Here is a 25896-nt window from a genome sequence, read left to right as displayed (position 1 = left end):
TAAGTGCTAGCAATTGGACTCTCTTGATTGTTGGTGCAAAATCTTCGCCAGGCGGGAAACACGGTTCAAAACTGAGTAAAACCGAGTAGTTTTTGAGTAAAATCGAAAGCTAAATCATAGTTAACCAATTGAAATATATATTAAATAACTCAGAGTTCGAGTCCCTCCGGGCCCACCATTTTCTCGTTTTTTCCTTTTCAGGTCAGAATTTTGTTCGAGCTCTTCGGACCTTTTGGGCCTGGCTTGCGCCAAATCGCTCCGGAAACGGGAAGGCGCGTGGCCAAGTTTGGCGGTTCGGTCGCACAAGAAGGCTGGTGCACCGGAGGCGATGGACCAGCCGATTGACGCTTCAGCGGCTGTAGGGAATGCGTTTCTCGACATATCGCGATATCCGGGATCATTCACGCGTCAGTCACTTCCAGCACGTCACCCGTATCAAGGCGTTTGATGAAATCCACGCGGACGCCGTTCCAGTGGTAACTGAAATGGGACGTCTGTACGGGGATCGAAACGACATCGGGCCAGAATGCGCCGATACATTCTCCAGCCGGACAGCGGACACTGTTCCAGACAAGGCCATTGCCGCCAGCGTCTCTGATCTCTGCGCCGACCTTCTGTGAGTGGCTATAATCGGAGACATGCAGGACGTCCGGCAAATCGTTCACATCTGTCAGGTCAGCGTCAATAGCCCCGATCAACAGGCGGAATTGCGATGTCCATCCCGCATCCTCATGTGTCGACGCCATGAATTTTGAATGATGGTGGATGGTTTCGGCGAGTGCGACTTCCTCGGAATTCCCTGCGTAGTAGACCCCGTAATTGCCGTTCGAAAAACGTCCCGGCCAGAGCGGAGAGCAATGAACAAACGGGGCCATGACATAGCTGGCACCGGGGCCTGCCACACGGCGATGAACCGGGACTTTGCCCAGGTCTCCGATTTCTCCGCGCACACGGGGGTTTGTCTTGGCTTCTACCGAGGCAAGCGCTTCCCAGTCTTTCGGATCTGCAATGTCTTCAAACAGATCAATGGGTGGATGGATGGAACGGATAATGCGGAATGTCCGCGCCCACGTTACGCGCCGGATGTGAGGCATCGATTACCATACGCCACGTTCTGCGTTCAGCCATTGACGCATGGTCTCAAGATCTGACATTTCACCGCGCAACATGACATCAAGGGCGGATTTACCCTCGAATGCGGCGTTGTCTTTTTTCACCCAGGCATAACCTCGCTGCGGGTCGCTGAAGAGGTGGCGTATCCCTTTGTGAATGCCCATCAGGTGCGCCATACGCATCTTGCGATCCCGGTCTACCCGGCCAATGTCACCGCGCTTCCAGCGGTTCCATGTGCTTTGGGACATGTCGCCCAGCAATGTCCGGGACTGGGCGTCACTCAAACCCCATAGCTTGAACAGGTTCACCGTTGCACGTGCCAGGGCGCCGGCTTCATCGTCTGTGATGACCGGGTTTTGCGTTTGTGCCGGTGTCGGGGTTATGGGCTGTAAGTTCATTTCGCCTTTCCTCATTTGGCATAAAAATACACCTTTAGTTTCAAATGACAATTGAAATGTGCCGTTTCAAGGGAAATGCGCCTGTTTTCCTTAAATTTGCACCCGGGACGTAGGGACTTGCGAACGCGGCTTAGGGTTGTTCGCCGCACAGCGCCGGAACCTTCCTGAACCTTGCCTCCAGAAAGTCGGTGAACGCGCGCACGCGTGCCGGGGGCAGGCGGGAGGGCGGGCGGACGGCGAAGACCTGCCAGAACGGTGCGACGGCGTAGTCCTCCAGGACCGGCACAAGCGTTCCGGCTGCCAGGTGTCCGGCGATCTCCCAGGTGCATTTGCGCGCGATGCCAAGTCCTGAAAGCGCGGCTTCCGTGATCGCCTCGGCGCTGGTTGAGGAAAAGTTGCCGTTGGTCCTGACATCGTGCAGCGTGCCGTCGGGCGCGCTCAGCGACCAGGTGCGCATGTCCTCGCGGGCAAGGCAGTTGTGCTGTTTCAGGTCGTCCAGGGCGGAGGGCACGCCGTTTGTTTCAAGATAGGAGGGCGCGGCGACAAGGATCCGCGGGCTGACGGCCAGCTTGCGCGCCTTGAGCGTCGAGGGCGCCAGCGCGCCGATGCGGATGGCCATGTCGAAGCCCTGTTCCACGATATCGATGACGCTGTCGCTCATGGCGAGCTGGAGCGACACGCCGGGGTGACTGTCGAGGAACTCCGTCACGTGCGGTGCAATATGCAGGCGGCCGAAGGAGGCCGAACAGGCAATGCGCAGCTCGCCCTTGATGTCGCGCGGATCAGGCCGGATGTCCGCAAGCGCTTCTTCGACATCGCCCAGAATGCGCTTGGCATGGGCCAGGAAAATCTCGCCGTCCGTCGACAGGGACACCGCCCGGGTGGTGCGGTGAAACAGCTGCGTCCCGACCGCCGCCTCCAGGGATTGCAGGCGCTGGGTCGCCGCTGTCGCGGACAGGCCGAACTCCGCCCCGGCCTTGCCGATCGCGCCGAGCGCGGCCACGCGCACGAACAGTTCCAGCGATTTCAGGTCGAGAGGCATTCTTTTGTTTTTCCAAATAGTAATTTTGATATCCGCTCGATTATTAGCGAAAAGCGAAGCTTATTTAAAGGGCGAGACAGACAGAACAGCGCCCCGCGCGCCGCGCCAAGACCCGGGAGTTTCAAGATGCGCCTCTCCAGCCTCGTCCTCGCCTTGTCAACCGCCGTTGCGCTTGCCGCCTGGCCGGCGGCGTCCCAGAACCCGCAAGCCCCAGGCGCTCTCGAAGTGGTGCCGAGTTCGGACGTCACCTTCCAGCCTTTGAACCCGGCGCGCGGCGATGCCGGCCCGCAGGCGGGCGTCTTGTGGGGCGACATCCGCGAAGACGTTCCGACCGGAACCCTCATCCGGTTCAAGCCGGGCTTCAGCTCGCCGCCGCATATTCACAACATCACCTACCGGGCCGTCGTGATCAGCGGTGCGGTTCACAATGACGACCCGGCCGCCGAACCCATGTGGATGGGGCCGGGCTCGTTCTGGACCCAGCCCGCCGGGGCGACCCACATCACCGCCGCGCGCGAGGATGCCGGATTGTCGACTGCCTTCCTCGAGATCCAGGAGGGGCCGTATCTCGTTCAGCCCAAGGACCGGGCCTTCGCCAATGGCGAGTTTCCGGTGAATGTCGCAGCCGGCAACATCGTGTGGATCGACGCGGCGGATGTCGCCTGGGTCGACGCGCCGGGGGCAGCCGAAGGCGCGGACCGGCCGAAAATGGCATTCCTGTGGGGGGATCCGTCAAACACCGGGAAAAACGGCACCTTCCTGAAACTGCCGGCCGGGTTCGAGGGCACGATTACCGGCAGCGGTGCCCGGCTGCGGGCCGTCGTCATCAGCGGTGCCGCGAGCCATCAGGTCCCTGGTGCATCCGAGGTCACGCCGCTCGACCCGGGCAGCTATTTCGGCTCCGGGTCCGCAACCGCGCATGACGTGACCTGCAGCGGGCCGGAGGCGTGCGTCTTCTACATGAGCGCCGAGGGCAAATACGACGTTTCGCGCTCCTGATGCGGAGCATAATTCCTGATCCATGAAGCGGGACGCCGGCCCAGGCTGCGCGTCCCGCGCTCTTTCATCGCCGATATCGCAGCGGGGGTCGCGAAGGGACTGACAGATGTGGTTTTTTCCAGTCGCGCGCCCGCCGATGACGTCCCGATCCGTGAGCGAGGCGATTGCGCGCGAGGAGGCGCCCGGGCTCGCCTATGTCTTCTGGGGGCGGAGCGCGGTTCTCCTGATCCTGGCTGCCTGGGTGTCTCTCACGCTCCCCTTCGAGCGTGCGCAGCTCTATCTTGCCGCGATCACGGCCTTCGCGGTTCTGGGCACCGTGCCTTATGCGCTGCGGCACCGGTATGCGGCGCATACGTGGCTGCTCCCGGGCTTCGTCCTGCTGGATGCGGCGGCGCTGAGTTTTGTGCTGATTGTGCCGACCCCGTTCGATTTCGAGGGCTGGACGCAGCAGATGAACCTCAGGACGCCGGCATTCCTCTATCTCGGGGTGTTCGTGGTCAGCATGGCACTCAGCTACAAGCCCGCGCTGGTCATTTGGACCGGGCTGGCGGCAGCGGCCACCTGGACGCTCGGCTATCTGTGGGTCGCGACCCGTCCGGACGCGATCCCGTTCACCTCCGGCGACGTGCTTGATGAGGGCATGGGGGCGGCGGCGGCGCTTGCCAAGGTGCTTGATCCGAATGCCGTCGGTCTTGCGCGGCTCTCCAACCAGGTCGTGTTCCTCGTGCTGATCTCCGTCATTCTCACCATCGTGGTGGTGCGCTCGCGGGCGCTGGTGCGCCGGCAGGTGGCGGCGGAAGCGCAGCGGGCCATGCTGTCGCGCTACTTTTCTCCCAACATCGTGCGGGAGTTTGCCGAAGGCCGCTGGCAGCCGGACGAACCCGGCAACCGCCCCGTGGCGGTGCTGTTCGCGGACATGGTCGACTTCACCTCGATTTCCGAAAGACTGCCGCCGCAGGACCTCCGCGACAAGCTCAATGCTGTCTACAGCGAAAGGCTGCCGCTCCACATCGATCATGAGACCTTCTCGCTAGCGGTGCTTTATTCCCTTGCGGGCGGCGAACAGCAGGCGATCAGCCACGTCCGCGCACAAGCCAAGCGGGATTTTGACGAGGTCGACGCGATCGCCCAGCGTGAGATGCTGGCCGAGCTTCCTGGCACCACCAACGAACTGATTGAAAACCTCGAAGGATGGGGTGGCGAGTAACGCTTCCGCCTTTATGCGCAAGCACTGGGCATAGAGGACAAATGCGCGTGCTGCCGGACCGAGATAATCGACCCCTACGGCTTCGCCGAGGCCGCTAGCGATCATTATGCACTGAGCGATTCTGATGCCATCGACGCAGCTGATCGTATCCAAAGTGCGATCCTTGGCTTAGGTGTCGATGCCGGAGGATTGTCCGATTCTAGCCTTTGCTCGAATTGCGCAGCATACATGGCGAAGGACGGCTGAAGTACTCTCCTGGAACTCAAAATCGACAACAAGACTCATTGGGCAGCGTGGCCACATCAGGGCAAACCTTTTCGCTCAATATGAATCGAGCCTTCGTGATTGTGATATCAATTAAAGGCCTCGATTGGACTCACTCTAGGCCCTAGCAGCAATCGAAAAAATGACCGGTGCGCGCCGGAAGTGGCCAGTTCGGAGATGTCGGACCATAGGTCTCCGCTGGTCTAAGCTAGGTTGCCGCACGATTGCGTGCACGACCGCATTGGCCATTCAGAATGCCAGAAGCAGCCCGTCCGCTGCCAGGCCTTTGCCTGCACCAAAACATCAGAAAGAAGCGTGAATGGATCTTCACTTGAATGGTCCGGACAAAGCGCTGAGTTCCTTGTTCTCGATGTGAAAAAAGTCTCCTTTCCAATAAAAACCGCTTCCAACACAGCGGGGAAGCTCCGATTCCAAAACAGTGTTCCGTCTTGTTGCGTTTGACTTAAAAAAATTTCTCTCCGCTGCTCACTCTCAAAAACCGCGTGCAATTTCGATGACGACGGATATATTTTTTGTTCATGCAATTTACGAGGGAAATTATTTCTCAAAAGTTTTGTAATGAGAGCGAAGATCGCGAAACACTATGGAGCGAATGATGGAACCAGTCATAACCAGTATTGTGGCAGCAATCGTTGCGGGTGCAGTCGCCGCTTCAAAGGATGTTGCCACATCGGCGATCAAAGACTCCTACAGCGCGCTGAAAAGCATAATCGTTCAAAGGTATGAACCAGCGACTATAGCCACCCAAAATATCGAGAAAGATCCAAACGACAAACTTGAGCAAGCCGTCCTCGCAAAACGTTTGAATGAGACTGGAGCCGACACCGACCAAGAGCTGCAGGGCCTCGCCATAGCGGTCCTTGACGCAGTATCAGAGTTGAAAAAAGACGCAAAGGCGGCACCACTCTTTGATTTTCAGTCTCTCAAAGTAGCAAGAGATATGAAACTAACTAATATCGATTCAATCGGTCAGATTATGCAGGCTGAAGAAGTAAACATCGGACAGGACTTCATCGCAGACAATATCGTTAGTAGGTCAAAGGGCTACAACGACCCAAAGAAATAACGGCGGATGGTGCGACGTCATCATCTGCCGTCAATATAACAACGGCTAACGCTGGGCGTGATATTAACATTCGCTTTGGTATCTCGCTTAAGGCGATCTCGTTAAGTTCATCGATCGAAAAGTTTATTTTAGGTTATTTGGGATCGGATACGCGACCGGTTCCCTTTGGAGGGCGCTGTAACGAAATCGAGGATCTCAATTGGTGGCTTCGGACCGACGGTATATCCCGTACAGACGCAGTTAGATCGGGACATAATACAATTCTCGAGAATGACGCGTCCAGTAATAACCTTCTTATGACCGCACCGGCCGGTCGCGGAAAAACAGCTCTCCTGGTTCGGTGGATCGACCAGCTGAAAACTGATCTTCACCTTGTCTTTGTGCCCATAAGCATCCGGTATCAGACAAACCTCGAATCAACATTCTATAACGCTCTTGGGGCTCGACTTGCGGAGATTGTTGGAGAGGAACTACCTCAACCACGCTCCGATCCCGCAGTCTATTATCGCGAAAAGACTATCGAATACCTGGGACGCATAGAAAAAGAAAAAATACCATGTCTCATTGTAATTGATGGCCTTGATGAGGCGCGGGGATGGAGTATTGACACAACCATTCTTCCAAGCAGTCCTGCCGATAATCTCCGTATTGTGATTTCGGCTCGTGAACTTGCTGGACACAAGGGGTCCGCCGATTGGCTAAGCGTTCTAGGCTGGACGCCTCCTCACAGCTGCGGAGCATCATTTCGGGTAGACCCTCTTTCACTTCAAGGAGTAGCTGACGTACTTGATAAGATGCGTTTCCCGCTAGCACGACTCTCCCAAAACGTCGACGTGATTGAAGAGCTCTATCGATTGACTGAGCAAGGTGATCCGCTACTTCTCACGCTTTATGTGAACGACCTTCTCGCCGACCGGGAAGGTGTCGAAAAACTCAAACCTGAGGACCTCGCGCAACGCGAACCCGGTTTCGGTGCATATTTCCGTGATTGGATAAATCAGCAACGCAAAGAGTGGCAAGCGATGGGTACACCCATAAATGAGGAGTTGATTGACACGCTCTTCGCCGTACTTGCTACTGCCGAAGGCCCACTCCGACTAGCCGACATAGAAGCTCTAGTAAACATTATAGCACCAAACAACAGATATTTTTCGACTAGAATTTTGGAACCGATTAGCCGGTTCATTATTGGTGAGGGAGGAAAGCAAGGTTATGCACTCGCGCACCCTAAATTGTCAGAGTATCTGCGCAAAGAGTACTTTGAAGATACAAAAATACTAAAAAGCACAAGTAACGCATTTTTGAGATGGATGTCATCTATACTGTCTGAGCTGAATAAAAATTTATTAGATCCATCAGATACACCGCCCTACGCCCTTTTATACTTTAGCCAACACCTAAAGCAACTGCCTGTTGGCGATGCCTTACCGCACTTCCGTTCCCTTCTGGAAGGCGGTTGGCGAAATGCTTGGATTGAATATGAAGATGGAGGTACCCTCGGTTTTACGCGAGATATTGATCTTTCGGCTCAAGCATTTCGGGGCGCAACAAAGGACGATCGTACCGGTCTGCGAGTTCCGAGGATCGGTCTTGGTGCCCGAGTGCGGAGTGCCCTAATCCTTAGCACATTGAGAAGCATTGGTAAGGGCATTCCAAACGAGCTTTTAGCGGAATTCATCCGTCTTAAGTCACTTACTCCAGTTCAAGCGCTGCATTTCGCACAGCTCAAGAACGATAATGATCGGGGGGAAGCTATTGCAGCAATCATTCAGCACTTACCCGACGAACTAAGACGCGAGGCTCATGCTGCTGCGCGCGAGATAGCAAACCCAGCCTGGCGCGCAAAAGCTCTTATGTCGATTGTCGCGAGCCTTTCTATTCAAGGAAGAAAGGATGCCCTCCAAGATATACTGGATCTGCTTCCCAAAATTGAAGACCAGTTCGTTCCTGATAGAATCATACTAGAATTGGATGATTGGGCTACGAAAGAACCTTGGATAAAGGGTTCACTTCAGGAACTTAAATTACTCGTTACTCGGAAATCTAGGCGGGAAACAGAAAAATCAAATTCACAGTCAACCGGATCGACCAAATCTCCGACAAATTCTTCATTCAGTGAGGCAAGGTATGATATCCTTGCTCTACTGACTGGTCGACTCCATGTCGATCAAATGTCAAAAAGACGCCTCAGAAATATTATTGAAGAATTACCAAACTCTCATGAAGTCGAAGTTCGAGAGATTATAGAACTTGTTGGAGAAAAGTTGGACGAAGAGCTTATATCGAAAGTCTTTTCTTTTCTCGATAGCAGCCCTAAATTTATTTTTTCTGGCAAAATTGTAGCAACTCTGTCACGTTTTCTCACTGATGATGATGAGCTGCTCCAAAAATTCGCTTACTTGATCAAAAAATCTCCTATAGACATTGAGGAAGGTTTAAGCGAAATCATCCCGCGTCTGTCTGATAGTGCTTTTTTGACAGTTCTTGAGAAAATCAAACAAATAGATGACGATCATGATAGAGGTAAAGTGATATTAGTGGCTGGAGAGCGGCTTCCTTTAAATCAATTCATTCGCCTACTAATTCAAGACACAAAAATTTTTCCAAGTTATAAGTTGAGCTCAAAGATCCATGAATTGTCGCACAATCTAAATTCCGACGAAGTTATGGGGATCTTAGATTATGTTCTTGAAAACAACAATAATGCAACAGTTAGGGTTGAAATTGCGCTAGGCTTAATTAGAAGTATCAAAGATAAGGAATTTTATCTTGTTCTAGATATGATAAAGAAGATTGACGATAAGTTGATTGTAGCCAAATTTATGGAAGAATTGGCACCTAGTATTCCATTTGATGCACTTGAAAGTTGTATAGAAGTAATCCACGACACTTCTAATCCTGAGGCACGAGGGAAAGTCGTCGCAGCAGTTTTGCCTCGGTTCCACGACGCCAAAGATACAAAATTCGTTGATCAGGCATACGAGGCCTCATTATTAATCGGAGACAGTATTAATAGGGCACTATGCCAGCTTGCGCTCGCGACGAAAACCGTTGGTTCGATGACTGAGCCAGCAATAAGGGTTGCGTTTGATACTCTCGAGAGCAACGTAAGCCTCACAGCTGAAACACGCCCGCTTTATGTTTTAGCAGCACTAGAAGGAGCCGGGATCGTTAAAGGCAATAAACGAGTAGATCTTCTAGCTAGCGCTTTGGCAGCTATAAGGACTGTGACGGACGAATCCCAACCATTTTTGCTCGCTCTTTACTCAATGGAGTTCGAAGGTGAATTGCGATCGAAACACTTAACCGAGGCAGTCGCCCTCGCCCAAAATAAGGGCGCACGAGACTCATTCCTCGAACTTGCCTCAGTGGCATTCTTTCACACCGACAAGGAGTTTCTATCAATATTAGCGTTAGCCGAGCGCTCAATTGAAAAGCACGTAAACCACGACGAACAGAAAATAGCCAAGAAATTTATTGAAATCTTTCGCGGTCTCTTTTCGGGTGATGCTGGACCGAAACTGCGCACTGACATCGCTGATTTGGTCCAGGAAATGGAGGGGACTTCCAATCAAGCTACTAAAGATGCATGGTCACATATTTTGCCACTAATGTTTGCAAAGAGGCTTCCGCAAGAAGAAGTTGACGTGTTACAGCAGGCTGGCCTAGACGCGATCGAAAATCTTCAATCCGATGAAGAATACCAAGAGCGGCTCTTAGCCAGCGCCGCTATTGCGCCATATCTTGAAGGTGATCAACTTGCCAAGTGTATAGAAATCTGGCTAGACGCTGCTCAACAAGCCCCGCGCAATTTGGTGCTCTTCAGCCTAGCGGTAATGGACGGCATTTTTGCGAATATCATAAGACACCGACCAAATCTGGCAGGAAACCTACTTAAGGGTAGCCCATTGACTCGTCTTGGAGGAAGTGCCGCCGTCGAAGAAACTCTAGAAGCAATCGCCGATGTATCTTCTTGGTATCCTTGATAGGCTGATTTCCGACCGAGAAAAGGAAGAACAATCTTAAATCGAATTGGAGCATCCCGGATCAGGTAGCTGGGTCAATGCCCATGTGGGCCGAAATGTCGTTGCCTCCATTTCCATTGTATTGTGCAAAGTGGATACTTTCCTAAAAGACGCGCCGAAGATCAGGTGGCTTCAGGGGAGCAGGTCAAGTCTTGCATTCAGAGCAATCATCATTTTGGTTTTGCCGCTCTGAGGTTCTCCAAATAGAACTAAAGATCGCGAGTTGTTCTGTTTGAGATTGCACACGGTCCTGTCAACTGTCGCCTCAATCGACGCAACATCTAACCCTTCGGCTTTCAGGGCTTTAATTCGGTCGCGGTACTGAGTAGTGCCGATGTTTCCTACGATTTCATCCCATTTCATCGCGAAGGTGTTCACAGTTGTTGTAATTTTAACAATTCTAGATTGCATTCTGGGGTTTCGACAGAATTTACAAGTTAAATAATTGATATTTCAAGGAAAATTTTGTGAAGATGGGTAAGTGTTTAGATCTATTGGTGATTGACAAAATAATTAAACTACAGATTTTTTGCCAAATTAACGCATCTGAATTTGCGGTACTGCATTCAAGATTCGTTTCGAGAAGCGTGACCCATCCCCCCTACCCATCCACCCCTTCCGACCTACCTACGATTTCCAAACCACCCGCTCCGCTCTGCACCGGCGTCCGCGCGCAGTTGTGAACAGGTGAAACTGGGTGTCGCGCCGGGGTGGGGGTGCGGTTAAGCTGGCTCAAGACGAGACGGGGACGAGACTGGCGGCGCAAGGGGGCGAGACGGGTGGTGGCCTGGAGGAGAGCGTGACGACAGACGAGCGGCCATGGACCGCGTTTTACGGGCCGGAGATGCGGGCGGATATCGAGGAGGCGTCCTACCGGACGATCCCCGACCTGATCCGCTCGGCCTCGGGCACGTTCGGCCCGGCGCCGGCGTTCACCACCGTGATGCATAACGGCATGAACGGCACGCTCACCTTCGAGCAGGTGGACGAAATGTCCGATGCCTTTGCCGTCTACCTGCGCGAGGTGGCGGGACTGGTGAAGGGGGACCGGGTGGCGGTGCAGTTGCCCAACGGGCTGACCTTTCCGGTCGCCGCCTTCGGCATTCTGAAGGCGGGCTGCGTGCTGGTGAATGTCAATCCGCTCTATACGGCGGAGGAAATGGCGCGCCAGTTCCAGGACGCCGAACCGAAAGCCCTCGTGATCGTCGACATGTTCGCCGACAAGATCCCGGCAGCGACGCGCGGCCATCCGATCCCCAATATCATCGTTACGCGGGTGGCGGAGTTTTTTCCCGTGCTGCCGCGCGGGATCATCGGCCTGGTGCAGAAATACTGGGACCGCTCGGTGCAGCCGATCGATGTCTCGCATATTCGCTTTCCGGACGCGCTTGACGCGGGGCGCGCGCAACTCGGCCAAAAGCGCATCGAGGTCGATGCCTATCACCAGCAGGTCGCGCCCGGGGACACCGCCTGCCTGCAATATACCGGCGGCACGACCGGCATTGCCAAGGGCGCGATGCTCAGCCACCGGAATCTCATTGTCAACATGGAGCAGACGCTGGAGATGATCCCCGCCTTCGAGCGGAGCAAGGAGGTCGCGCTGACGGCGCTGCCGATGTATCACATCTTCGCCTTCACGTTGAACTTGCTGGCGTTTTACTGGATCGGCGGGCGCAACATCCTGATCCCCAATCCAAGACCCTTAAGCAATCTGAAAAGAGCCTTCGAGAACTACAGGATCACCTGGATGAGCGGGGTGAACACGCTCTTCAACGGGCTCAACAACGAGCTCTGGTTCCGCGACAGCCCGCCGAAATACCTGAAATTTGCCTCCGCCGGCGGCATGGCGCTGCAGAGCGAGGTGGCGGCGCGCTGGGAAGAGGTGACGCAAAGACCTGTTGTGCAGGGTTACGGGCTGACGGAGACATCGCCGGTGCTATCCTTCAACCCGATCGGCAAGGCACGGGACGGGGCAATCGGCATCCCGCTGCCGTCGACGCTGATGCGCTGCGAGGACGATGACGGCAATGTCGTGCCAACTGGCGAGCGCGGCGAGATCACGGTCAAGGGCCCGCAGGTCATGTCCGGCTACTGGAACAAGCCGGAGGAAACGGACGGCGTCTTTCGCGACGGCTGGTTTCTGACAGGCGATATCGGCGTCATGGACGCGGACGGCTATTTCACCATTGTCGACCGGAAGAAGGACATGGTCGTCGTATCCGGCTTCAATGTCTATCCGAACGAGGTCGAGGACTGCCTGACATCCCATCCGGGGATTTTCGAGGCGGCGGTGATCGGCGTTCCGGACGAGACAACCGGGGAGGCAGTCAAGGCCTTCGTCGTCCTGACCGACAAGAGCCTGTCGCAAGCCGATATTCGCGCCTTCTGTAAGACACACCTGACGGCCTACAAGGTGCCCAAGGACGTGACCGTGCGCGAGCAGCTGCCGAAATCGATTGTCGGGAAGATCCTTCGAAAAGACCTGCGCGCGGAAGAGCTGCGCACCAGCGAGGCGGAGTGAGCCATGGTCGGACCCCTGGAACAGGCCCTGCTGGCGGCGATGATCTTCGTCATCATGCTGGGCATGGGCGCATCGCTGACACCCCGTGATTTCCTGCTGGCGCTGCGCCGGCCCTACGGGCTCGGCATCGGCGTGGTGTCGCAATTCGGCTTCATGCCGCTTATCGGTTTCCTGATGACGATTGCGCTTGCGCTGCCGGCGCCGATCGCGATCGGCCTCCTGATCGTCTCGTGCATGCCGGGCGGGACGACGTCGAACATCTTCACCTATTTCTCCAAGGGGAACCTGGCGCTGTCGGTCCTGATGACGGTGACCTCGACCGTGTTCGGCGTGGTGCTGATCCCGCTGGTTCTTTTGATCTATGCTTCGGCGCTCGATCTGGAGATCCCGCGCGAGAACATCATCGCGACGCTGGTGATCCTGCTAGTGCCGGTTGCCATCGGCATGACCCTCAGGCGGGTGAATGCAAATGCGGGTGCGGTGACGGAGTTCTTCGGGTCGGTGCTGGCGCTGGTCTTCATCGCGTTCATCGCGATTTCCTGGATCCCGCGCAACTGGCAGTTCCTGATGACGACCGCGCCGTCGACCTATTTCGTCGCGATCATGCTCGGGGTTTTCGGCATCACCATCGGCTACCTGTTCGCGCGGGCGCTGAAGCTGCATCCGCGCAACGCGCGCACCGTGGCGCTGGAAACCGGGATCCAGAACGCGCCGCTCGGCATCGCCATCATCGTGCTCACCTTTCCGGGCGAGCAACAGCAACCGATCATGGCGGTCGGCGCGCTCTATTCGCTGTTCATCGTGATCACGTCGACACTGGTCACGCTGATCTTCCGCAGGGCGAATACGGCGGCGGAACAGAAAATGGCCGACAGCCTTCTCTAACAGGATAATAGAAAAGCCACGCTGCGCGGGCAGCGTGGCTTACAGTCTTCGTCAGTCAAGGTTGAGGATCAGAGGAAGCTGAACTCGTCCGGAACTTCCGGGGTCTGGAAGGCGAAGACGCTTTCGGCGAGATCGCCCGCCGTGCCGATTGCTCCGCCGACCAGCGGCAGGCTGGAGCCGGCATCGACGATGGTGTCCATCCAGCCCTCGAAGGCGGCCGCAAAGGCCTGTTCGGTCGTGCTTTCCTCGCTGAACGCTCCGAAATATCCGTCGAAGTCGATCAGGCCGGCGTCCGGGTCGTCAAAGCTGGTTTCGAAGTCGTCGAGCGCCTCGATGCCGGTGTCGCCGGAGCGGTCCGCCCAGGTGAAGACGAACAGTCCGTCGTCGAAGGCCGCGCCGATATCGATGTCCTGCGTGCCGTTCTCGCCGACGATGCGGAGCGTTTCCACCTTGGTGGCTTCCTCGTGCATGTTCTTGATGCGGACGCTGCCGCCGTCACCCTCGATCACAAGGTCCTTGCCGCCTTCGACGAAGAACCGGAGGCTGCTGGCATCCATGTCACCGGCATTGCGCAGTTCCAGAACATCCGAGCCGCCACCGCCGCCGGAGATGGCGTCCAGCTTGTCGCTGGCAAAGCCGACGAAGTCGCCGAGTTCGCGGGCCGCGTCGAGGCCGGCCTCGTCGACATCCATCTCACCGGTGGAGCCGAAGGTGAAGAGGTAGGTGTCGTCGCCCTTGCCGCCGACCGCATCCCCGCCAGCTTCGCCGCCGGTCAGGAAGTCGTTGCCGTCGCCGCCGAAATACTGCGTGCTGGAATAGTCGAGGATCGAGGCGATCGTGTCGTGAATGCCTTCGACCGCTTCCTTGGCCTCGTCGACAACCTCGCCGACCGCTTCGACAATGTCGTCCAGCGGGTTCACCGCATCGAGGAAGTCCTTGACCTCGTCGACCTTGCCGTTGAGGTCGGACAGCGTTTCGGTGACCGACAGGTCGAAGGGCAGCAGCGACGCTGCGTCTGAGCCGTCACCCGAACCGAAGTCCGGCAGCTGCGGGAAGACGGCCGACCAGAACAGGTCGGAGAATGCGCCGGTGTCGATCAGCCAGTCACCGCCGTCCTGACCGAAGACGAAGTTGGTCTTTTCGCCGGTCATCATCATCAGGTCGTCGCCGGTGCCGCCGAAGGAGAAGTTGAAGGAACCGCCGCCGAGGAAGATGTCGTTGCCTTCCTGGCCCATCTGGAAGCCAAGATCACCGCCGGTATTGAAGAGGTCGCCGCCGTCACCGCCGAACTGCAGGTTCAGCGAAGGTGCGTTTTCCAGCATCTTCTCCTTGAGGCTCTGCTTTTTCGTGTCGTCGGATTCGGTGGAGGCCGTTTCGGTCTCGGTCGTGGTGGTGTCCGTCTCCGCGGTGTCCTCTTCCTGGCCGTCCTTGTTCTCGTTCATCTTGTCGGTGATCTTGTCCTTGAAATGATCGAGGAAGGCCTTGAACGGATCGGCTTCGCCATCGCCGCCGCGGGTGATCATGAAGTCGGTCGCATCGCCGCCGAACTGCAGCTGCACGCCGGCATCCTTGCCGCGTTCCAGGGCGATCATGACGTCGGTGTCGTCGCCGCCTTCCTGGACGTTGACCCGGCCGAGGCCGATCATCAGGTCGGTGCCGTCGCCGCCGGACTGCAGGTTGCCCTTGCCGCCGCCGAGAAGAACGTCGGTGCCGCCGCCGCCGGCCTGGATGTTGCCCTTGCCGGCTCCGATGGCGATGTCGGTCTCCGAACCGCCGAGCTGGATGTTGAGCTCACCGCCGGCCAGCATGACGTTGGTGCCGTCCGTTCCCGTGGAATTGGCGTACTCGGCCAGCTTGTCCTTGGCAGCGTCGAGATCGAAACCGGCGAGGTTGACGCCGTCCGGGATGGTCGACCAGAGCTCCGCACCGAACTGGACGTTGCCCTTGCCGGCGCCGATCAGCCAGTCGTTGCCGGTGCCGCCGATCTGGATGTTGGCACCGCCGCCGGCAACGAGGATGTCGGCGTCGTTGCCGCCATACTGGATGTTGGTGCTGCCGACCGCGACGGCCAGATCCTCACCGTCACCACCGACCTGGACGTTCAGACTGCCGACGGCGAACATCTTTTCCTTGCCGTCTTCGCCGAGTTGAACGTTGGTCTGGCCGGCGGCCAGCAGCAGGTCGTCGCCATTGCCGCCGGACTGGATGTTGAGGTTGCCGATGCCGACCATGGTGTCGTTGCCTTCGCCGCCCCACTGAAGGTTGGCGTTGGAGACGGCAACCATCGTGTCGTTGCCCGCTTCACCGCTCTGGCTGGTTGCCAGCAGGGCGCTTGCGATCATCTTGTCGTTGCCGGTTCCGCCGAACATGACGTTGACACCGCCGGCGCTGACCATGTGATCGTCACCCGCGTCGCCGAAGACGGTGTTGACGCCGCCGACCGCGGTGATCGTGTCGTTGCCTTCATTGCCCCTGAGGACGTTGGTGCCGCCGATTCCCTTGATGTTGTCGTCGCCGGTGCCGCCATGAACGTTGTTGACGCCGCCGATGGCCTCGATCGTGTCGTTGCCGCTTTCGCCGTAGATGTTGTTGAGGGCGCCGCGTCCCTTGATCACGTCGTTGCCGCTGCCGCCGCGCATGTTGTTGACCGCGCCCCAGCCTTCAAGATAGTCGTTGCCGCTGCCGCCATACATGTCGTTATGCGCACCATAGCCATAGAGCCTGTCGTTGTGCGCACCGCCGTCCATCTTGTTGGACGCGCCGTAGCCGTAGAGCTTGTCGTCGTGGTTGCCGCCATACATCTCGTTGCGGGCGCCGTGTCCGTAGATCCGGTCATTGTTGTCGCCGCCGCTCATGTAGTTGTAGGCGCCGGTGCCTTTCATGTAGTCGTGGCCGGAGCCGCCCCACATCTTGTTCTTCGCACCGTAGCCGTACATGTAGTCGTTGCCCGATCCGCCGGACATGGAGTTGTAGGCGCCGTAGCCGTACATCCGGTCGCTTCCGGATCCGCCATAGAGATAGTTGCTCGCGCCCCATGCCTTGATCAGGTCGTTGCCCGAGCCGCCGTCGAGCTTGTTCCAGCCGCCATAGCCATAGACGGTGTCATTGCCGGAGCCACCGAGCAGGTGGTTCTTTGCGGCGTAGCCATAGAGCTTGTCGTTGCCGCTGCCGGCATTCTTGTAAACGCTGATGCCATAGAGCTTATAGGTCTGATGAATTGATCTCGATGAACTTCCCATGGGTCGAATTCCTTGTCCAAGCTATTATTAAAAAAGTAGTTTCTTAGAAAATCAGGCTGCGATCCGGGAGGAGGGAGCAACCTTTTCGCCGTCGGCGGTCAGGCCGGCAAACTGCACGATGCGGCGCGTATCGCCTTCCGGGGAGCGGCGCACGGCCTTGAAGGCGATGCCGGGGAAAATCGTCCGGACCAGATCCCTTGAGGCGGCAAAGCCATCGCCGAAGGGCGCGACGAGATCCATGACCACGGGCCGGTCTCCGCAAGCCCAGTCCTCCGGGGCCAGGGGCTCGTCCTCTTCCAGAACGGCGTGCTCCGTGCGTTCGTCGAGATAGGCCCATGTCGCCAGCGCGACCGCCACGCCGTTGCGGCGCCAGATCCTGAACTGGCCCAATCGCATCGGCGGAAGGATCAGTGCACCGAACTGGTCGATGCTGCGGGACCGGTAGAGGTCGCAGTGGGCCATCAGCGCGAGACTCTCACCAAGCAGGGTGAAGTCCGGCAGACCGTATTCCTGGGTATCAACATTCTCGTTCATTGTTCGTCCCTCTTGCCTGTGCGCGGCGTGTATTAAGAAATGGCCGCACGTATCCGTTCCGGCGGTCGTAACTGACCGGCGGTCTCTGTTCGGGAGGCGGGTTTTCCAAAGCCCGCATCCAACTCAAACCACACGCAAAACTGCAGCGACCTTCAGCCGCTGAATTCGTCTGTCAGGCCGCAGTTGCGGCCAGGAAATCTCTTGGGGGAAATGCCGGACGGTCGGTCCGGTTACTTAACTCTGAGCCCCCGTCACGTGCCGGTCAGCTCCATGAGCCTTCGCCTCGTGACAAGGTGACCTTGGGTCATTTTTGGTTAATCTGTAGTGACGTGCGTCACTAAAGAATTATTATCTATTTCTGTGAGCGTGATTCAAATCACAAAGTAATAATTTAAGATAATTATTGTGATTACGATCACTTTTAAATAATATCTTTGTTTTTCTGCTTTGTGATATCAATCACTTTTTCATTATTATTTATTAATACGCACTAATTGTTCAATATTATTTATAGTTTTGATTGAGTCTGTGAGTTCTTCATCAGCTATCATCGGCTCCGGCCGGTCTGAATGCTCCAAAGAAACGGGATTGCAGCCGTTGCGCGGGGGGGCTTGCGATAGAAGGGGCGGCATTGTCCCGGCGACATGGGGTCACGCCTGCGCCAGGAAGTCCTCGGCAAGCTCCGTCCAGAATGCGGCTCCAATCGGCAGGGCGTCGTCGTTGAAATCATATTGCGGATGGTGCAGCGGCGGGTCGTTTTCCGTCCTGGCCGTACCAAGCAGGAAGTAGCAACCGGGCCTTTCTTGCAGAAAATAGGAAAAATCCTCGCTGCCCATGATCGGATGCTGCATGTCGTGGACCTTGTCCGCACCGGCAAACCGCTCCGCGAAAGCGCGGATGTAGTCGGTTTCGGCCTTCGGATTGATCAATGGCGGATAGAAGCGCTCATAGTCGATCTCGACATGCATGCCGTAGCTTGCGGCCTGGCCCTCGGCGACGGTGCGCACACGGTTTTCCAGGTCGTCGCGGATATCCGGATCGAGCGCGCGCACGGTCAGGCACATCTCGGCGCGCTCGGGAATGACGTTGCTGGCATTGCCGCCATGGAATGTGCCGACGGTAATGACGGCCGGCTGCGATGCCCGCGTGTTGCGGGATATGATGGTCTGAAGCGCCATGATGATGCTCGCGCCACACACGATCGGATCTGCTGCCAGATGCGGTTCGGCACCGTGCCCACCCTTGCCGACGATGGTGATTCTGCATTCATCGGCAGCCGCCATCATTTCCCCCTCCCTGAAGGCGAAGCTTCCGAACGGCAATGAAGGTTCGTTGTGGAGCCCGAAGACGGCGTCGCAAGGAAACCGGTCGAAGAGACCGTCCTCCATCATCAGTTTCGCGCCGCCGAAGTTTTCTTCCGCCGGCTGGAAGATCAGATGAACAGTGCCGTTGAACCGGCGCCTTTCGGCGAGCAGCGCCGCGGCCCCAAGCAGCATCGCCGTATGGCCGTCGTGGCCGCAGGCATGCATGCAACCAGGGTGGGTGCTGGCATGGTCCGCGCCGGTTTGTTCCTCGATCGGCAAGGCGTCGAAATCGGCCCGGATGCCGATGCTCCGCTTGCCGTCGCCATTGCGCAAGGTCGCGACGATCCCCGTTTTTGCCAGACCGCGGGTCACGTCGTATCCGAGCCGGCTGAGCTCCGCTGCAACGAAATCGGAAGTCTTGTATTCCGACAGGCCGATTTCCGGGATGGCATGGAGACGGCGCCGCATCGCGACAAGGCCCGGGTCGCTGTTCAGGGTGTGAAGGGTCATGTTTGTCTACTGCGAATTGGATTTGGTCTTTCGGGTGGGGCTCGTGTTTCGCTGGTATCACCAAGCGGCCGTGATCAGGACGATGCGCGCAGTTTTGCACTTGCCTGCTTGTTATTCAAGCGTATAATAAGCTCAATCAACCCCAACCGGACTTTCACTCCAGAGGACGTTTGCCATGTCGCGTGACGGTGCGCAGGCATTCAGGGCGCCAGGCGCGCCGGCCGCTTCGAATGCACACGTTCTCGTGCGGCAACACCGCCGTGGGCGTCTGTTTCGATGAGCCGCCGCGCGTTTCACCGTGCCAGCGAGGCTGACCGGCGGAGGGATCTCATTGCGGCGACCCTCGACTGCATCGCCGAAAGCGGTCTGGAAAACGCGACCGTGCGTGAAATCGCGGCCCGCGCCGGCGTGACGCAGGGACTGATACGCCACTATTTCGTCAGCAAGGATCAGATGCTTCATGCCGCCTATCGGGATCTGATGGCCGGCCTGATCGGTGGTGTCATGGAGGCTGCCGAGGGTGTTCATGCGACAGCGCGCGGCCGGTTGCGTGCGTTCATCGTCGCCAATCTGAGCACACCTGTCGCCGATGCCAAGCGGCTCTCCCTGTGGGCGGCGTTCATCAGCCGCGTCCGCGTCGATCCCGTGTTCGCGCAAATCCACCTGGAAAGCTACACCGCCTTCCGCGCCGTGCTGGAGGACCTCGTGACCGATGTGCTGAAAGAAGCGGAGCGCGATCCGGATCCGGCGGGCTGCCGCGAGCTCGCCATTGCCATCAACGGTCTGATCGACGGTCTCTGGCTTGAGGGCACGCTGGCGGGTGAGCTCTTTGCCGACACGCCGATATCCGACATTGCGATCCGCTCTGTCGAAGCCCTGTTGGGCGGAGTAAGCCTGGACGCAAACACTTCTCCTCCAATCCGAAAGACCTGACCATGCGATACGCGTCGATTACCGACCGTCTGGCCCACCTGGGCTCGGGCAAATGGGCCGTCCACCTGAAGGCGCGCGAGATGGCGTCCAAAGGAATTCCCGTCATCGAACTGACAATCGGCGAGCCGGATATTCCGCCCGACGAGGCTCTGCTCAACGAGGCCAGCCGGGCCATGAAGGCGGGACGCACGCGCTATTCGAACGGGCGCGGCGAGCCGCGTGTCGTTGAAGCCCTCGTGGAAAAATACGGACGAAGGCAGGCGGGTATCGGGGAGGGCAATATCCTGTGCTTTCCTGGCACCCAAACCGCACTTTTTGCCGTCATGCTCGGTCTCGTGGAGGGCGGCGACGCGGTGCTCGTCTGCGATCCGCTCTATGCGACCTATGAAGGTGTGATCGCGGCGACAGGGGCTGCGATGGTGCCCGTGCCTCTGCGCGCGCAGAAGGGCTTTCATCTTCAGGCCGAAGACCTCGAACAGGCCGTGACACCTGAAAGCCGGGTGCTGCTCCTGAACACGCCGCATAATCCGACCGGGGCAACGCTGACACGGGACGAACTTACGGCTATCGGCGAAGTGTGCATACGGCATGATCTCTGGATTGTCTGCGACGAAGTCTACGAAGACCTGATTTTCAACGGGGACTTTGCGTCGCCGTTCGACCTGCCGGACCTGACGGACCGCACGATCGTGGTGTCTTCGATTTCGAAGTCCCACGCGGCGCCGGGCTTTCGTTCAGGATGGGCGATCGGACCGGAAGAGTTCTGCACGCGGCTTCTGGCGGTCTCCGAAACCATGCTGTTCGGCGGGCAGCCGTTCATCGCCGACATGACGGCCAAGGCCCTGACGGAGGAATTCGACACGGCCGAGCGCATGCGTGCGCTTTATGCGCGTCGGGCGGCGCTGATCATGGATCGCCTCGACGGGCACACTGCCTTGCGGCCGATGATGCCGGAGGCAGGCATGTTCCTGCTGATCGACGTCGGTGCGAGCGGACTGGACGGAACCGGTTTCGCGGACCGGCTGCTCGAGGAAGCAGAGGTCGCCGTGATGCCCGGAGCTTCCTTCGGCGATCAGGCGGCAGACTACATTCGCCTGTCCCTGACCGTGCCGGACGAGGTTCTTGCAGAAGCAGTGGACCGGATCGCGGCGTTCGCCGACAAGCTGGAAAATGATGAGGGAACGCAAAAATGGGCGTCGTGACAAGAACGGTCGGCGAGGCGCTGATCGACATACTGGAAGCCAACGGCGTCGATGTCGTCTTCGGTATTCCGGGCGTTCATACCGTGGAGCTCTACCGGGGGCTCGCGGCTTCGAACATCCGGCATATTACGCCACGCCACGAACAGGGTGCCGGTTTCATGGCGGACGGCTATGCGCGCATGACCGGAAAGCCCGGTGTCGCGCTGCTGATCACCGGCCCGGGCGTGACCAACGCGATCACCGCGATGGCACAGGCCTACCAGGATTCCGTGCCGATGCTGGTGATCTCCGGCGTCAACGCGCGGGCAAGCCTCGGACACGGCGAAGGCTGGCTGCATGAATTGCCTGATCAAAGGGCGACGATGGCAAGCGTTTCGCGGATGACGCACACGCTGCACGAGCCGCGTGATCTTCCGGCGGTCATGCAACGCGCCTTCACGGTGATGCAGGGCCGCAGGCCCGGACCGGTGCATATCGAGATCCCGACCGATGTCATGGACCGTCCCATCGACCTGGAAGCGTCTGCGGCAACGGGACTGAGCGGACCGCGCGCACCTGCCTCGGACATTGTGGCGCTCGCGGAAAAATGCCGGCGCGCGCAAGCACCGGTGATCGTGTGCGGAGGCGGGGCCGTTGCCTCGGCCAAGCAGATCGCGGCGCTCGCTCATCGCCTCGACGCGCCCGTCGTCACCACGGTCAACGCCCGGGGGCTGCTGGCCGGCGATCCTCTTTCCGTCCCCGCAAGCCCGAGCCTTGCCGCGGTGCGCGAGCTTCTCGCTGCGTCCGACACCGTGATTGCGCTCGGAACGCAAATGGGACCGACGGATTTCGACATGTATTCCGACGGAGGTTTCCCGGTGTTGAAAGATCTCGTGCGGGTCGATATCGATCCGGATCAACTCACGCGCGGTCCGGCTGCGTCGCTGCGCATTCTTTCGAGCGTGGACTTGCTGCTGGATGATCTTCTGCAGGAACTTGATGAGCGCGACGCGGACAGAGACGGTGCCGCGCGGGCGCGAACGTGCCGGGAGGCGGTCCTGTCTGGCCTCACCCCGAAGATGCGGGCCGAGATCGGCGTGCTGGAAAAGATCCGGGACACGCTGCCGGGCTGCGTCATCGTCGGCGATTCCACCCAGGCGATCTATTCGGGCAATCTCTATTTCGAGGCCGGGCGCCCGAAAGGCTGGTTCAACGCGGCGACCGGCTTCGGTGCGCTCGGATACGGGCCGCCGTCCGCGATCGGTGCAAGTCTCGGAGAGCCTGATACGCCGGTCGTCTGCCTTGTCGGAGACGGCGGGTTCCAGTTCTCGCTTGCCGAAATCGGCTCGGCGAAAGACTGCGGGGCAAACGTCCTTTTTCTCGTCTGGAACAATGACGGTTACGGCGAGATCGGTACCTACATGATCGAGTGCGGGATCGAGCCGGAGGGCGTGACGCCATCCGCGCCGGATTTCCTGAAGATTGCCGAAGCCTATGACGTTCCCGCCGTGAGGCTGACCGCGGTTGACGAGCTTGCCCCGGCGCTGCGGCGGTTTGCGGACCGGAAAGGACCCGGCCTGATCGAAATCCACGAGACGAACACGCGCGGCGCGACGGCGTAGCTGTCTCCTCAAGCAGCGTTTGCGCGGATCAGGTCGGAGGCCTTCTCACCGATCATGATGGCGGGGGCGTTGGTGTTTCCCGACACGATTTCGGGCATGATGGAGCAGTCGGCGACGCGCAGACCGTCGATGCCGTGCACTTTCAGCTGCGGATCGACCACGGCGCCGGCATCCGTCCCCATCTTGCAGGTCCCGGTCGGATGATAGATGGAGACGCTGTTCTGGCGCGCCCAGTCGAGTGTCCCGTCGTAGTCCTCCATGTCGAGGGTTGCCGCCGGGCGGAACTCCTCGGCGATCTTGGATGTGAGCGGCGCATGTCGGGCGATCCTGCGGGCGATCTTGACGCCGTCGACAATGGTCCGGCAATCGGTTTCGGTCGACAGGTATTTGGGAATGATCTTCGGGTAGCTGCGCGGGTCCGGACCGGAAAGGCGAATCTCGCCGCGGCTTTCGGGGCGCAGCTGACACACCGACATGGTGAAGGCCGAGAAGGGATGCACGCCTTCGCCGGGCGAATCAGCCGACCAGGGTTGAACGTGGAATTGAATATCAGGCGTTTCCAGCTCCGGCCGGGTCTTCAGGAACCCCGTTGCAAGACTTGCCGCCATCGTCATGGGCCCGGCCCGGAAGAGGGCGTATTTCAGGGCGATCCGCGCCTGGTTGAACAGGCTGCGCACTTCGTCGTTGAGTGTCGGCTCGTTGCATTTGAAGACGAGCCTTGCCTGCAAATGGTCCTGAAGGCCCTGGCCGACGCCGGACAGTTCGTGCACCGGTTCAATGCCGTTCTGGCGCAGCTGTTCCGGATCGCCGATGCCGGACAGCATCAGCACCTGGGGCGAGTTGATGGCGCCGCCGGAGAGAACGACTTCCCGCCGCACCGTGATCGTCTGTTCGGCACCAGACCTGTCCCGGTAGGTGATCCCGGTGACCTTCCTGCCATCCAGGTTGATGCGGCTGACGAGCGCATGGGTGATGATTTGCAGGTTCTCGCGTGCGCGTGCCGGCTTCAGGAATGCCACCGCGGAACTGCAGCGGCGGCCGTTCTTGGTGGTCAGCTGAAAATAGCCGACGCCTTCCTGGGTCGCGCCGTTGTAGTCCGGGTTGAAGGGATACCCCGCCGTCTGCGCCGCTGCGACCCAGGCATCGCAGATGGGCCGCTGGATGCGCATGTTGGACACGGAGAGCGGGCCGCCCGTTCCGTGAAACTCGTCGGCACCGCGTTCCTGGTCCTCCGAGCGCTTGAACAGCGGCAGGACGTCGTCCCAGCTCCAGCCTTCGTTGCCCATCTGGCGCCAGCGGTCATAGTCCTCTTTCTGCCCGCGCACGTAGAGAAGACCGTTCAGCGAAGACGATCCGCCAAGCACCTTGCCGCGGGGCCAGTCGATCGACCGGCCATTCAGTCCCGGATCGGGCTCCGTCTTGTAGCACCAGTCCACCGACGGATTGTGCATGGTCTTGAAATATCCGACCGGAATGTGGATCCACGGGTTTATGTCCCGGCCACCCGCCTCCAGCAGGATAACCTTGTTGGAGGGATTTTCGCTAAGACGATTGGCGATAACGCAACCGGACGAACCGGCCCCGATTACGACGAAATCTGCCTCCATTTTTGGTCTCCCAATTATTTCTTTGAAAAAAGCCTATGCAAAAAGGACAAAATAAACTAGCCTTTTTTGAAACAAAACGTCTCAAAAATTGCGAACTGGGAGGAAGCAATGAGTGTGGTAAATAAACTAAGCAGGATTTCTCGGCGCGATTTGTTCCGCGTTGCAGGTACTTACGGGATGAGCTCGACGCTGCTGGCAGCGGGTACCTTCGGCGGTGCAATGAGCCTTGCCAACCTCGCCTCGGCGGCAGAATCAACCTACGACAAGCGCTTTTCCAAGCCGGCCAAGCATACGCTGAAGTTCGGCGCGGCGGGGTTCAATGCCCGGAACCTGTTGATCGAGCGGGCCGGCGCACTTGAATTCGCGCGGGATCTGGAAGCACGCACGGACGGTGAAATACGTATCGAGTTCATCGGCGACAACCAGATCTGCGGTCAGCTTTCCTGCGTGGAAAAGACCCAGCAGGGCATCATCGACATCTATGCCGCTTCGACCCAGAACTCGGCCGGCGGCGCGCCCTATCTCAACGTTCTGGATTATGCGTTCATGTTCCCGGGCCGGGCATCGCAGTACTATTTCCTCTACAGCCCGGAATCGCAGAAGATCCTGCGTGACCCGCTTGAGAAGCGCCACGGCCTGAAGTTCCTGTTCAGCCACTGCGAGCTGCGCGGTATCCAGCTTGGCCTTGGATGGGAAGACCGCCCGACGGTCACGAAGCTCGAGCAACTGTTCGGTACCAAGAACCGCGTGACCGGTACCCAGCTTGGCCGCATTGCCATGAAGGCGCTCAACCTGAACCCGGTTCCGGTTGCCTGGGAAGAAACGCTCGATGGCCTGAAGCAGGGCCTGATCGATGGTGCCGAGACCTGGGCGAGTGCCGTGGCCTATGCCAACATGTCGCCGGTTGTCAGCCAGTCGGTCGACCTCAAGTTCTTCTGCGGCACGGAGCACACGTCGATGTCGGCGAGCGTTTTCGACAGCCTGGAAGGCAATCTGCAGGACGCTGTCATGGAGTCCGCCTACTGGGCACAGGCACACGTGCAGGCGGCCAACGAGGCCGCGCTCGTGAAAACGGTCGGTTTCTCCGATCCGCAGCTTCCGGACACGATCTTCGTCGAGAACAACGTGCGTCCGGCCTTCCTGCCGGATAGCGAGATCAAGCTTGCGGAAGAAATGTGCTCGCCCGAGTTCCAGCCGCAGCTGTGGCAGGAATGGCGTGACCGTCTGAACGGCTGGGCCGGTGGCATCGACACCTACCAGGAGATCTACGACATCGCACGCCGCATTCCGGCCGACATGAAGCCCGAGAACGTCGAACCACGGCGTTGGTGGAAGGGCTGATTACCCTTTAAGCTGACCGGGCTGGCGCGTGCATCACGCGCCAGCCCTATTCGTCTTCAGATCGGGAAAACCGGCGGAACAGGG

18 protein-coding genes are annotated in these 25896 nt (G+C 58.3%); 10 read left to right on the top strand and 8 right to left on the bottom strand.

From position 1 onward, the window contains the following. Positions 1–401: 401 nt before the first annotated feature. The 3 genes from ACO07N_RS28565 to ACO07N_RS28555 all read right to left on the bottom strand — a co-directional run bounded on the left by ACO07N_RS28565 (position 402) and on the right by ACO07N_RS28555 (position 2553). A complete protein-coding gene (locus tag ACO07N_RS28565; protein WP_421984248.1) occupies positions 402–1094 on the bottom strand; it encodes an RES family NAD+ phosphorylase in 693 nt (230 codons plus the stop codon). 3 nt (positions 1095–1097) lie between these two features. Beyond that, positions 1098–1511: an MbcA/ParS/Xre antitoxin family protein gene (locus tag ACO07N_RS28560; protein WP_421984247.1), complete on the bottom strand. Its 414-nt coding sequence runs from the start codon at positions 1509–1511 to the stop codon at positions 1098–1100. A 130-nt stretch (positions 1512–1641) separates the two neighbouring features. Beyond that, on the bottom strand, positions 1642–2553 hold the full coding sequence (locus tag ACO07N_RS28555; RefSeq protein WP_421984246.1) for a LysR family transcriptional regulator: 912 nt from the start codon (positions 2551–2553) through the stop codon (positions 1642–1644). A gap of 126 nt (positions 2554–2679) precedes the next feature. Here ACO07N_RS28555 and ACO07N_RS28550 point away from each other — a divergent pair, with 126 nt between their 5' ends. The 4 genes from ACO07N_RS28550 (at position 2680) to ACO07N_RS28535 (ending at position 10096) form a co-directional block, all read left to right on the top strand. Further along, on the top strand, positions 2680–3552 hold the full coding sequence (locus ACO07N_RS28550) for a DUF4437 domain-containing protein (protein ID WP_421984245.1): 873 nt from the start codon (positions 2680–2682) through the stop codon (positions 3550–3552). A gap of 106 nt (positions 3553–3658) precedes the next feature. Continuing rightward, a complete protein-coding gene (locus ACO07N_RS28545; RefSeq protein ID WP_421984244.1) occupies positions 3659–4759 on the top strand; it encodes an adenylate/guanylate cyclase domain-containing protein in 1101 nt (366 codons plus the stop codon). 880 nt (positions 4760–5639) lie between these two features. After that, positions 5640–6110 carry a hypothetical protein gene (locus ACO07N_RS28540; protein ID WP_421984243.1) on the top strand — a complete coding sequence of 157 codons (471 nt, stop codon included), beginning with the start codon at positions 5640–5642 and terminating at the stop codon, positions 6108–6110. A gap of 296 nt (positions 6111–6406) precedes the next feature. Beyond that, positions 6407–10096, top strand: coding sequence for a hypothetical protein (locus tag ACO07N_RS28535; RefSeq protein ID WP_421984242.1), 3690 nt, complete (start codon positions 6407–6409; stop codon positions 10094–10096). Between the two features lie 171 nt (positions 10097–10267). Here the strand turns inward: ACO07N_RS28535 and ACO07N_RS28530 are convergent, their stop codons facing one another. Continuing rightward, positions 10268–10498: a hypothetical protein gene (locus ACO07N_RS28530; RefSeq protein WP_421984241.1), complete on the bottom strand. Its 231-nt coding sequence runs from the start codon at positions 10496–10498 to the stop codon at positions 10268–10270. A gap of 334 nt (positions 10499–10832) precedes the next feature. Between ACO07N_RS28530 and ACO07N_RS28525 the strand changes: the two genes are divergently transcribed. Both ACO07N_RS28525 and ACO07N_RS28520 read left to right on the top strand, forming a co-directional pair. After that, entirely contained in the window at positions 10833–12656 is a 1824-nt protein-coding gene (locus tag ACO07N_RS28525) for an AMP-binding protein (protein ID WP_421984240.1), read from the top strand. Between the two features lie 3 nt (positions 12657–12659). Continuing rightward, a complete protein-coding gene (locus ACO07N_RS28520; protein WP_319383264.1) occupies positions 12660–13541 on the top strand; it encodes a bile acid:sodium symporter family protein in 882 nt (293 codons plus the stop codon). Positions 13542–13609: 68 nt separating this feature from the next. On the opposite strand, the gene ACO07N_RS28515 is transcribed toward ACO07N_RS28520, so the two are convergent. The 3 genes from ACO07N_RS28515 to ACO07N_RS28505 all read right to left on the bottom strand — a co-directional run bounded on the left by ACO07N_RS28515 (position 13610) and on the right by ACO07N_RS28505 (position 19128). Then, a complete protein-coding gene (locus ACO07N_RS28515) occupies positions 13610–16780 on the bottom strand; it encodes a hypothetical protein (protein WP_421984239.1) in 3171 nt (1056 codons plus the stop codon). Between the two features lie 51 nt (positions 16781–16831). After that, positions 16832–17314 (bottom strand): toxin-activating lysine-acyltransferase, encoded by a 483-nt coding sequence (locus ACO07N_RS28510; RefSeq protein ID WP_421984238.1) that lies wholly within the window; start codon positions 17312–17314, stop codon positions 16832–16834. Positions 17315–17964: 650 nt separating this feature from the next. Next, positions 17965–19128 carry a M20 aminoacylase family protein gene (locus tag ACO07N_RS28505; RefSeq protein ID WP_421984237.1) on the bottom strand — a complete coding sequence of 388 codons (1164 nt, stop codon included), beginning with the start codon at positions 19126–19128 and terminating at the stop codon, positions 17965–17967. 276 nt (positions 19129–19404) lie between these two features. Here ACO07N_RS28505 and ACO07N_RS28500 point away from each other — a divergent pair, with 276 nt between their 5' ends. Genes ACO07N_RS28500 through ACO07N_RS28490 form a run of 3 tightly spaced genes read left to right on the top strand, consistent with a single transcriptional unit; the run spans position 19405 to position 22864 of the window. Then, entirely contained in the window at positions 19405–20061 is a 657-nt protein-coding gene (locus ACO07N_RS28500) for a TetR family transcriptional regulator C-terminal domain-containing protein (RefSeq protein ID WP_421984236.1), read from the top strand. Between the two features lie 2 nt (positions 20062–20063). After that, complete coding sequence (locus ACO07N_RS28495) at positions 20064–21263, top strand: pyridoxal phosphate-dependent aminotransferase (protein WP_421984235.1); 1200 nt, start codon at positions 20064–20066, stop codon at positions 21261–21263. Then, positions 21251–22864, top strand: a complete 1614-nt coding sequence (locus ACO07N_RS28490; protein WP_421984234.1) for a 5-guanidino-2-oxopentanoate decarboxylase — start codon at positions 21251–21253, stop codon at positions 22862–22864. Before ACO07N_RS28495 ends, ACO07N_RS28490 begins: the two co-directional genes overlap by 13 nt. Before the next feature lie 8 nt (positions 22865–22872). Here ACO07N_RS28490 and ACO07N_RS28485 read toward each other — a convergent pair whose 3' ends face one another. Continuing rightward, positions 22873–24471, bottom strand: coding sequence for a GMC family oxidoreductase (locus ACO07N_RS28485; RefSeq protein WP_421984233.1), 1599 nt, complete (start codon positions 24469–24471; stop codon positions 22873–22875). Positions 24472–24648: 177 nt separating this feature from the next. Here ACO07N_RS28485 and ACO07N_RS28480 point away from each other — a divergent pair, with 177 nt between their 5' ends. Next, positions 24649–25812 carry a TRAP transporter substrate-binding protein gene (locus tag ACO07N_RS28480; RefSeq protein WP_306143098.1) on the top strand — a complete coding sequence of 388 codons (1164 nt, stop codon included), beginning with the start codon at positions 24649–24651 and terminating at the stop codon, positions 25810–25812. The last annotated feature ends 84 nt before the right edge of the window (positions 25813–25896 follow it).

Origin of the sequence: Roseibium sp. (assembly GCF_965229775.1) — a bacterium.
Lineage (GTDB): Bacteria > Pseudomonadota > Alphaproteobacteria > Rhizobiales > Stappiaceae > Roseibium.
This window is presented reverse-complemented; position numbering and strand designations above follow the sequence as displayed.

What these genes read in the sequence shown, in the direction of transcription:
- ACO07N_RS28565 (WP_421984248.1), bottom strand. Translation starts at nt 1,094, where the DNA reads ATGCCTCACATCCGGCGCGTAACGTGGGCGCGGACATTCCGCATTATC.
- ACO07N_RS28560 (WP_421984247.1), bottom strand. Translation starts at nt 1,511, where the DNA reads ATGAACTTACAGCCCATAACCCCGACACCGGCACAAACGCAAAACCCG.
- ACO07N_RS28555 (WP_421984246.1), bottom strand. Translation starts at nt 2,553, where the DNA reads ATGCCTCTCGACCTGAAATCGCTGGAACTGTTCGTGCGCGTGGCCGCG.
- ACO07N_RS28550 (WP_421984245.1), top strand. Translation starts at nt 2,680, where the DNA reads ATGCGCCTCTCCAGCCTCGTCCTCGCCTTGTCAACCGCCGTTGCGCTT.
- ACO07N_RS28545 (WP_421984244.1), top strand. Translation starts at nt 3,659, where the DNA reads ATGTGGTTTTTTCCAGTCGCGCGCCCGCCGATGACGTCCCGATCCGTG.
- ACO07N_RS28540 (WP_421984243.1), top strand. Translation starts at nt 5,640, where the DNA reads ATGGAACCAGTCATAACCAGTATTGTGGCAGCAATCGTTGCGGGTGCA.
- ACO07N_RS28535 (WP_421984242.1), top strand. Translation starts at nt 6,407, where the DNA reads ATGACCGCACCGGCCGGTCGCGGAAAAACAGCTCTCCTGGTTCGGTGG.
- ACO07N_RS28530 (WP_421984241.1), bottom strand. Translation starts at nt 10,498, where the DNA reads ATGAAATGGGATGAAATCGTAGGAAACATCGGCACTACTCAGTACCGC.
- ACO07N_RS28520 (WP_319383264.1), top strand. Translation starts at nt 12,660, where the DNA reads ATGGTCGGACCCCTGGAACAGGCCCTGCTGGCGGCGATGATCTTCGTC.
- ACO07N_RS28515 (WP_421984239.1), bottom strand. Translation starts at nt 16,780, where the DNA reads ATGGGAAGTTCATCGAGATCAATTCATCAGACCTATAAGCTCTATGGC.
- ACO07N_RS28510 (WP_421984238.1), bottom strand. Translation starts at nt 17,314, where the DNA reads ATGAACGAGAATGTTGATACCCAGGAATACGGTCTGCCGGACTTCACC.
- ACO07N_RS28505 (WP_421984237.1), bottom strand. Translation starts at nt 19,128, where the DNA reads ATGACCCTTCACACCCTGAACAGCGACCCGGGCCTTGTCGCGATGCGG.
- ACO07N_RS28500 (WP_421984236.1), top strand. Translation starts at nt 19,405, where the DNA reads ATGAGCCGCCGCGCGTTTCACCGTGCCAGCGAGGCTGACCGGCGGAGG.
- ACO07N_RS28495 (WP_421984235.1), top strand. Translation starts at nt 20,064, where the DNA reads ATGCGATACGCGTCGATTACCGACCGTCTGGCCCACCTGGGCTCGGGC.
- ACO07N_RS28490 (WP_421984234.1), top strand. Translation starts at nt 21,251, where the DNA reads ATGGGCGTCGTGACAAGAACGGTCGGCGAGGCGCTGATCGACATACTG.
- ACO07N_RS28485 (WP_421984233.1), bottom strand. Translation starts at nt 24,471, where the DNA reads ATGGAGGCAGATTTCGTCGTAATCGGGGCCGGTTCGTCCGGTTGCGTT.
- ACO07N_RS28480 (WP_306143098.1), top strand. Translation starts at nt 24,649, where the DNA reads ATGAGCTCGACGCTGCTGGCAGCGGGTACCTTCGGCGGTGCAATGAGC.